The 6,416-nt window shown below is 63.6% G+C and carries 5 protein-coding genes; all 5 read right to left on the reverse strand.

Features of this window, described 5'->3' with window-relative positions; translation table 11 throughout:
- Position 1 precedes the first annotated feature (1 nt).
- Positions 2-1,891: a methyl-accepting chemotaxis protein gene (locus JWR51_RS12785; protein ID WP_299747941.1), complete on the reverse strand. Its 1,890-nt coding sequence runs from the start codon at positions 1,889-1,891 to the stop codon at positions 2-4.
- A 51-nt stretch (positions 1,892-1,942) separates the two neighbouring features.
- Positions 1,943-2,503 carry a hypothetical protein gene (locus JWR51_RS12790; protein ID WP_299747943.1) on the reverse strand — a complete coding sequence of 187 codons (561 nt, stop codon included), beginning with the start codon at positions 2,501-2,503 and terminating at the stop codon, positions 1,943-1,945.
- A 175-nt stretch (positions 2,504-2,678) separates the two neighbouring features.
- Positions 2,679-4,871, reverse strand: coding sequence for a methyl-accepting chemotaxis protein (locus JWR51_RS12795; protein WP_299747945.1), 2,193 nt, complete (start codon positions 4,869-4,871; stop codon positions 2,679-2,681).
- 251 nt (positions 4,872-5,122) lie between these two features.
- Positions 5,123-5,548 carry a F0F1 ATP synthase subunit epsilon gene (locus JWR51_RS12800; protein ID WP_299747947.1) on the reverse strand — a complete coding sequence of 142 codons (426 nt, stop codon included), beginning with the start codon at positions 5,546-5,548 and terminating at the stop codon, positions 5,123-5,125.
- Between the two features lie 80 nt (positions 5,549-5,628).
- Positions 5,629-6,416, reverse strand: a 788-nt coding sequence (atpD, locus tag JWR51_RS12805) for a F0F1 ATP synthase subunit beta (protein ID WP_299747949.1), incomplete at its 5' end; no start/stop codon positions are given.

Raw genomic sequence — 6,416 nt, forward strand, 5'->3', positions numbered from 1 at the left:
TTCACGCGGCCCGACGGCCGGATCGGTGCGTATCGCGCCGGCCGATGACCTGCGCTTCTTCCAGCGTGAACACGTCGACGATGCGATCCAGCTCGCTGGCCTGCGCTTCGGTCTGCTCGATGGCCGCATTGGTTTCTTCCACCAAGGCCGCATTGTGCTGGGTCATCTCGTCCATCAGTCGCACCGCGATCGCCACTTCCTCGATCGCCGAGGCCTGTGCCTTGCTGGCCGAGGCAATGTCCAATAGCAACGCATTGTTTTCGCGCACCGCGCCCTGCATGGACGAGAGCTTGTCGGCCGCTTCCGCCACCAGCTTGCTGCCGCCCGCCACTTCTGTGGCCGAAATCTCAATCAGTGCCTTGATCTCGGCCGAAGCGCCCGCTGCGGACTGCGCCAGCCGTCGCACTTCCACCGCCACCACCGCAAAGCCCTTGCCGGCGTCCCCGGCTCGCGCCGCTTCCACCGAGGCATTGAGCGCCAAGAGGTTGGTCTGGAAGGCAATGTCGTCGATCAGCCCGATAATGTTCGAGATCTTGCCCGAGGACTGCGTGATGCGCTCCATCGCATGGGTGGCGCGGCCCATCACGGCTCCGCCATCTTCGGCGGCTCGCGAGACCATGTCGGCCTTGGTGCTGGCCGCCGCCGCCTTGATGGCATTCTCGCTGACCGTGCCGGCCAGTTGCTCGACCGCCGCCGAAGTCTCCTCGATGGTCGCCGCCTGCTTGGTGGTGCGCTCGCTCAGATCGTTCGCGCCGGCCAGGATTTCCCCGGTCGCGGTCTTGAGCGACTTGCTGGTCTGCCGCAATTGCCCGACGATATCGGTCAATTGCTCACCCACCTTGTTGGTGCTGTCGCGCAGCGCGCCAAACGCCCCATGGTAGTCGCCCTGCATGCGTACGCTCAGATTGGTATCGGCCAGCGCCGACAAGACGCTCTGGGTTTCGTCCAGCCCGCGCTCCACCGTCGCCACCAGGTTGTTGACGCTGCTCGCCAACAGGTTCAATTCGTCATCGGGGAAGTCCGCCATCACCCGCTGGCTGAAATCGCCCGCCACCGCCGCGTCGACCACCTGGCCGAATGCAGCCAGCAGCGATCCCATCATGTCGGTGCGCTCGCCCTGCGCCCGCGCCTGCCGCGCCTGCTCGGCGCTGTTCATTTCGGCGACCTTGAGCCCGTTGTCGCGGAACACCGCTACGGCCCGCGCCATCTCGCCCAATTCGTCCTGGCGTCCCGTGCCGGGCACTGTCTCGACATCGGCCGGATCGGCGGCGATGGCGCTCGCCGTATGCACCAGTTTGCGCAGGGGACCCGTGATGCCGCCGCGCACGAAGACATAAAGCCCCACCACCAGCGCTGCCATCAGCCCTAGGCTGATGAGCGCATTGTTCAGTGCCGACTGGCTCTGGCGCGCCAGATTTTCGCTCATGTCCCAAACGAATACCGCAGTGCCCACCATGGCCTTATCCGGTCCGAAATGCGCCGGAACGGCCACCAGCGTCATCGCGCCGGTACTCACATGCTGCACCGCATCGGCAGCACTGGCCGTCTTGGCGAGAGCCGCCATGTCGCCCGCATAGGTCTCGGAGCCTTCGGTGGCGACGATCTGGGCGCCCTGCAGGTCGAAGCTGGCGCCGGCCGCGAATTGATCGCCCAGCAGGTTCTTCAGCCCCACATAAGTGGCGGTGATAGTCTCCGGCTTGCCAAAGCGGATACCCCCGGCCAACTGCTCGGTGCTGGCGGCGGCGACAGTCACATTGGCCTGCTCGAGTTCGCTGCGCAGCAAGGCGCTGTTCTGGCTGGTCGACAGCCAGATATTGGCACCCGCCCCCATCACCATGGTCAACACGACCAGACCGACGATCTTCTGGGTCAGCGAAATCTTCAGCGCCATTCTGGCCTCAATTCGGAGAATAGGGCCGGCGCCTGAACGCCGGCCGGTTTATTACAAAGCCGAGACGTCGACGCCGACGGTGATCGCACCAATGACTGCACCCGTCGCCGGGTCGGAGATCGGCACGCTCACCTGGCTCTGGAACACCTGGGTGCTCTCGTCCTGCTCGACGTCGCCGAGATTGACCGCGTCGGCACCGGCCCCGAAGCTCTTGGTGAACTTGTCCTCGTCGCCCTGCCAATAGTCTGAGGTCAGCGTGCTCTGCGCGACGTTGAGCCCCTTGGCATCCATGGCGAAGATTTCGGTATATTTGCCGGCCGCGGCGTCCTGCACGCCCTTGAGATATTGCGAGGCCACATTGCCCAGCGTCGCGTCGATCAGCGGCTTGCTGGCGGCGCCCACTTCGGCTTTCCACTGCGCGTCGAGCGCATCGATCTTGGCCTGATCATAGCTGGCGGTCACCGCATTCTGCGCCAAGATGGCGGCGACCAGCGCCGGGTCGGACGCGAAGGCCTTGATGTCGCCATTGGCCAGCGCCGTCAGCGGCGCGGTGAATTCATCGTCGGCCTGCGCCGGAACGGCTAGCGTCAAGGCCAGCGTGATGCCAGCCATGCTCTTCAATAAAACGGAAAAATGCACGTGTGCCCCCTGAGCAATCTCTGCCCAGGGCGATGCGACAAACTGCCCTGGACTAGGGCAAATCATCCATTTTTAGCGTAAAGACTTGATGAAGACTCTTACGTAGTGCCCGCAGAGCCTCGTAAGCCTCTCATATCGCTAGAAAGAATTATGCGACGCGGCGCGCCCGGAGTCCCGCACTACGGCTTTGTTCTGGTGCCGGCGCCACTTCGTCGAGGGTAAAGACCGCCACGATGCGGTCGAGCGTCGTCGCTTGCGCTTCGGTCTGCTCGATGGCCGCATTGGTTTGTTCCACCAGGGCGGCATTGTGCTGGGTCATTTCATCCAGCGTATTGACCGCCACCGATACTTCCCCGATTCGGACGGCCTGCTCCTGGTTCTCGCGCACCATGGAATCCATCATTGCCGTATTAGCGCGGGTGCGCTCCAGCATCGCCTGCAGCCGCCCCGCCGCGTCGGCCACCAGTTTTGAGCCCTTGGTAACCTCGGTCGCCGATTGCTCGATCAGCCGCTTCACGTCCGCCGAAGCGCTGGCCGCCGATTGCGCCAGCCGCCGCACTTCCACCGCCACCACCGCAAAGCCCTTGCCGGCATCCCCCGCCCGCGCCGCTTCCACCGAGGCATTGAGCGCCAGCAAATTGGTTTGGAAGGCGATATCGTCGATCAGCCCGATAATGTTGGAAATCTTGGCCGAGGAGGCCTCGATCCCGCTCATCGCCGCATTGGCCTTCTCCATCACCTCACCGCCCTCCTGGGCCGTGCGGGCGACCACACCGGCATCGGTGCTGGCCTGCTGGGCCAGCGTGGCATTGCGAGTCACGGTCTGGGCCAGTTGCTCCATTGCGGCGGCCGTCTCCTCGATAGTGGCGGCCTGGCGCGTCGTGCGCTCGCTCAGGTCATTGGCACCCGACAGGATTTCGCCCGTCGCGGTCTTGAGCGAGCGCGAGGTCGCCTTGATCTGGCCCACCACTGCGCCGAATTTGTCGACCGTATCGTTGAGCGCCGTGCGCAAGCCTTCGAATTCCGGCTGGAATACGGTGTCGATGCGCGCCGTCAGATCGCCTTCCGCCAGCTTTTCGAGCCCAGCGCCGACCGCCGCCACCGCCTGCTTGCGCGCCGTCACGTCGATGGCGAACTGCACCACCTTATAGGGCTGCCCATCGGTGCCCATGATCGGATTGAACGTGCTTTGAATCCACACCTCGGCGCCGTCGCGCGTCCGCCGACGATATTCGCCGCTCTTGAACCCGCCGGATGCCAGCTCGCGCCAGAATTGCTGGTAGCCGTGAGAGGCCGGATCGGCATCGAACAGGAACAGTGCATTGGACTGTCCCCGCACCTGGGCGCTGCTATAGCCCAGCAGCTTCAGGAAATTCTCGTTGGCGCTCAACACCTCGCCGCCCAAGCTGAATTCCACCACCATCTGCGACATCGAAATGGCATTGAGCTGGCCGGCGTGGTCGGCCGCCCGCTCCAGATGCTGGTCGGTCTCGGCGCCCAGCTCGGCCACCCGCAGCGTATTGCCGCGGAACACTTCCACCGCCCGCGCCATGGTGCCGATTTCATTGCGCCGCTCGGTATAGGGCACCACGGCATCGAGATCGCCCGCGGCAATCGCATTCATCACGCCCGACAGCTTTGGAATGGGTCGGGTGAGCTGCCGCGAGAGCAGCAGTGCGAGCGCCCCGATCAGCAGCAGCGCCCCGCCCCCGACCATGGCCAACATGCTCAGCGTCGTGCCAACCACCGCCTCGATCGGCGCCCGGGCCACCGCCACTTCCAGCGCTCCGATCACCGTGCCGTCCGCCATGCGGATCGGCTGGTGCAGCGTGTAATAATCGATGCCGTTGAGCATGGTCTCGCCACGCACCGGCGTACCCGCCATCATGGCTTCATAGAGGCCGTCGCCAACAACGATCGGCGCATCCAGCATGCGCTCGCCCGCGGCGTCGACCAAGCTGCTGGTGCCGACAATGAAGTCGGGACCGACTTCGGGATTGTACACATAGATCGCCGCCTGCTGCGCCGTAGTGCGCGCGATGGTGTCGATCACGTCATGAGTGCGAAAGCGCGGCATCGAGCGCATCTGCAGCTCGGCCACATTGCCCGCCTCGTCGGCAGTCACCTCAAGGCTGGGCAGGTTGACCTGCAGGATCGCCGCCGTGATGCGGGTCGCCGCCGCCACTTCCTTGTTGGCATCGTCGTGTGCCGAGCCGGAGAGGGTAATGAACACGCCCAGCGACACCGCCAGGATCGCGATGGCGATCGAACCGACCGCCATGGCGGCGATGGCGAAGGTCAGCCTGATATTGCCGAACACTCTCCCGAACAGCTTGCCCATGCCCCAATGCCCCACTTGGCCGCCATGTCGCCATGGCAGCGCGCCCACAATTGAGCAGCAGATTGGGCACAAATCCTTAAGCTGACGTTTATGCCATGATAATTACATAGGCTGCCCAATGACTTGCCTATTAGTTGGGCGGATCCAGCGGCGCATTACCTGCACAAACGAAAAAGGCCGCCCTGTAGGGCAGCCTTTTCAAAGTTCGCGATAGAGTGCGAAGCTCAGGTAAGACCTGAAACTCAGCAGACTTAATGAACGTGAGCGCCGTTGAGCTGACCCGCCTCGATGGCGAGGTTCAAGAGGCCACTGACCACGTCCTGAGCGTAGGATTTGTCTTCGATCGACTGGGCCTGTGCCAGCTCTTCTTCGGCTTGCTTGATCTCGGCTGCCAGCTCGGCATGGTCGAACTCCGCATAGGGCGAAGCCTCTTCCGCCAGGATTGTCAGCCCATCGGGCGACACATCCGCAAAGCCGCCGCGCACGAAAAAGATCTCGTCGCGCCCGCCCTCGCCGTTGACCGTGATGAAGCCCGGCTTCAGCGTCGTCATGAACGGCGCATGGTCGCTCATCACCGTGAAATAGCCCTCGGTGCCCGGGACCGTGACCGAGGTCACGACTTCTGACAGCACCAGCCGCTCGGGCGACACGATCTCGATCTTGAGGCCTTCAGCCATATTTTTGGTCCCTTAGCGGAGCGAACCCGAACGTCTCGGGCTAGGCAATGGGCTCGTCGCGAGACGAGCCCGGTTGCAAGTTAGGCGGCCTGCGCGGCCAGCTTCTGGGCCTTCTTGACCGCATCCTCGATGGTGCCGACCATGTAGAAGGCGCCTTCGGGAAGGTGGTCATATTCGCCGTTCACCAGGCCCTTGAAGCCCTTGACGGTGTCTTCGAGCGCCACGAACACGCCCGGCGTACCGGTGAAAACTTCAGCAACGTCGAAGGGCTGGCTCATGAAGCGTTCGATCTTGCGAGCGCGGGCCACGGTCAGCTTGTCCTCTTCGGAAAGCTCGTCCATGCCCAGGATCGCGATGATGTCCTGCAGCGCCTTATACTTCTGCAGCACTTCCTGCACGCTACGGGCCACGCGGTAGTGCTCTTCACCAACCACCAACGGATCCAGAATACGCGAGTTGGACGCCAGCGGATCAACCGCCGGATAGATGCCCTTTTCCGAAATCGCGCGGTTCAGCACGGTCACGGCGTCGAAGTGGGCGAACGAAGTCGCCGGAGCCGGATCGGTCAAATCGTCGGCGGGCACGTACACGGCCTGCACCGAGGTGATCGAACCCTTGTTCGTGGTGGTGATGCGTTCCTGCATCGCGCCCATGTCGGTCGCCAGCGTTGGCTGGTAACCCACGGCGGACGGGATACGGCCCAGCAAAGCCGACATTTCGGCGCCGGCCTGGGTAAAGCGGAAAATGTTGTCCACGAAGAACAACACGTCCTGGCCCTGGTCACGGAAGTTTTCCGCAACCGTCAGGCCGGTCAGCGCCACACGGGCACGGGCACCAGGGGGCTCGTTCATCTGGCCGAACACGAGGG

Origin of the sequence: Devosia sp., from assembly GCF_028290625.1 — a bacterium.
In the GTDB taxonomy this organism is placed as follows: Bacteria; Pseudomonadota; Alphaproteobacteria; order Rhizobiales; family Devosiaceae; genus Devosia.

Excerpts from the sequence above, each read along its gene's own strand:
- JWR51_RS12795 (WP_299747945.1), bottom strand. The coding sequence starts at position 4,871 with ATGGGCAAGCTGTTCGGGAGAGTGTTCGGCAATATCAGGCTGACCTTC.
- JWR51_RS12790 (WP_299747943.1), bottom strand. The coding sequence starts at position 2,503 with ATGGCTGGCATCACGCTGGCCTTGACGCTAGCCGTTCCGGCGCAGGCC.
- JWR51_RS12785 (WP_299747941.1), bottom strand. The coding sequence starts at position 1,891 with ATGGCGCTGAAGATTTCGCTGACCCAGAAGATCGTCGGTCTGGTCGTG.
- JWR51_RS12800 (WP_299747947.1), bottom strand. The coding sequence starts at position 5,548 with ATGGCTGAAGGCCTCAAGATCGAGATCGTGTCGCCCGAGCGGCTGGTG.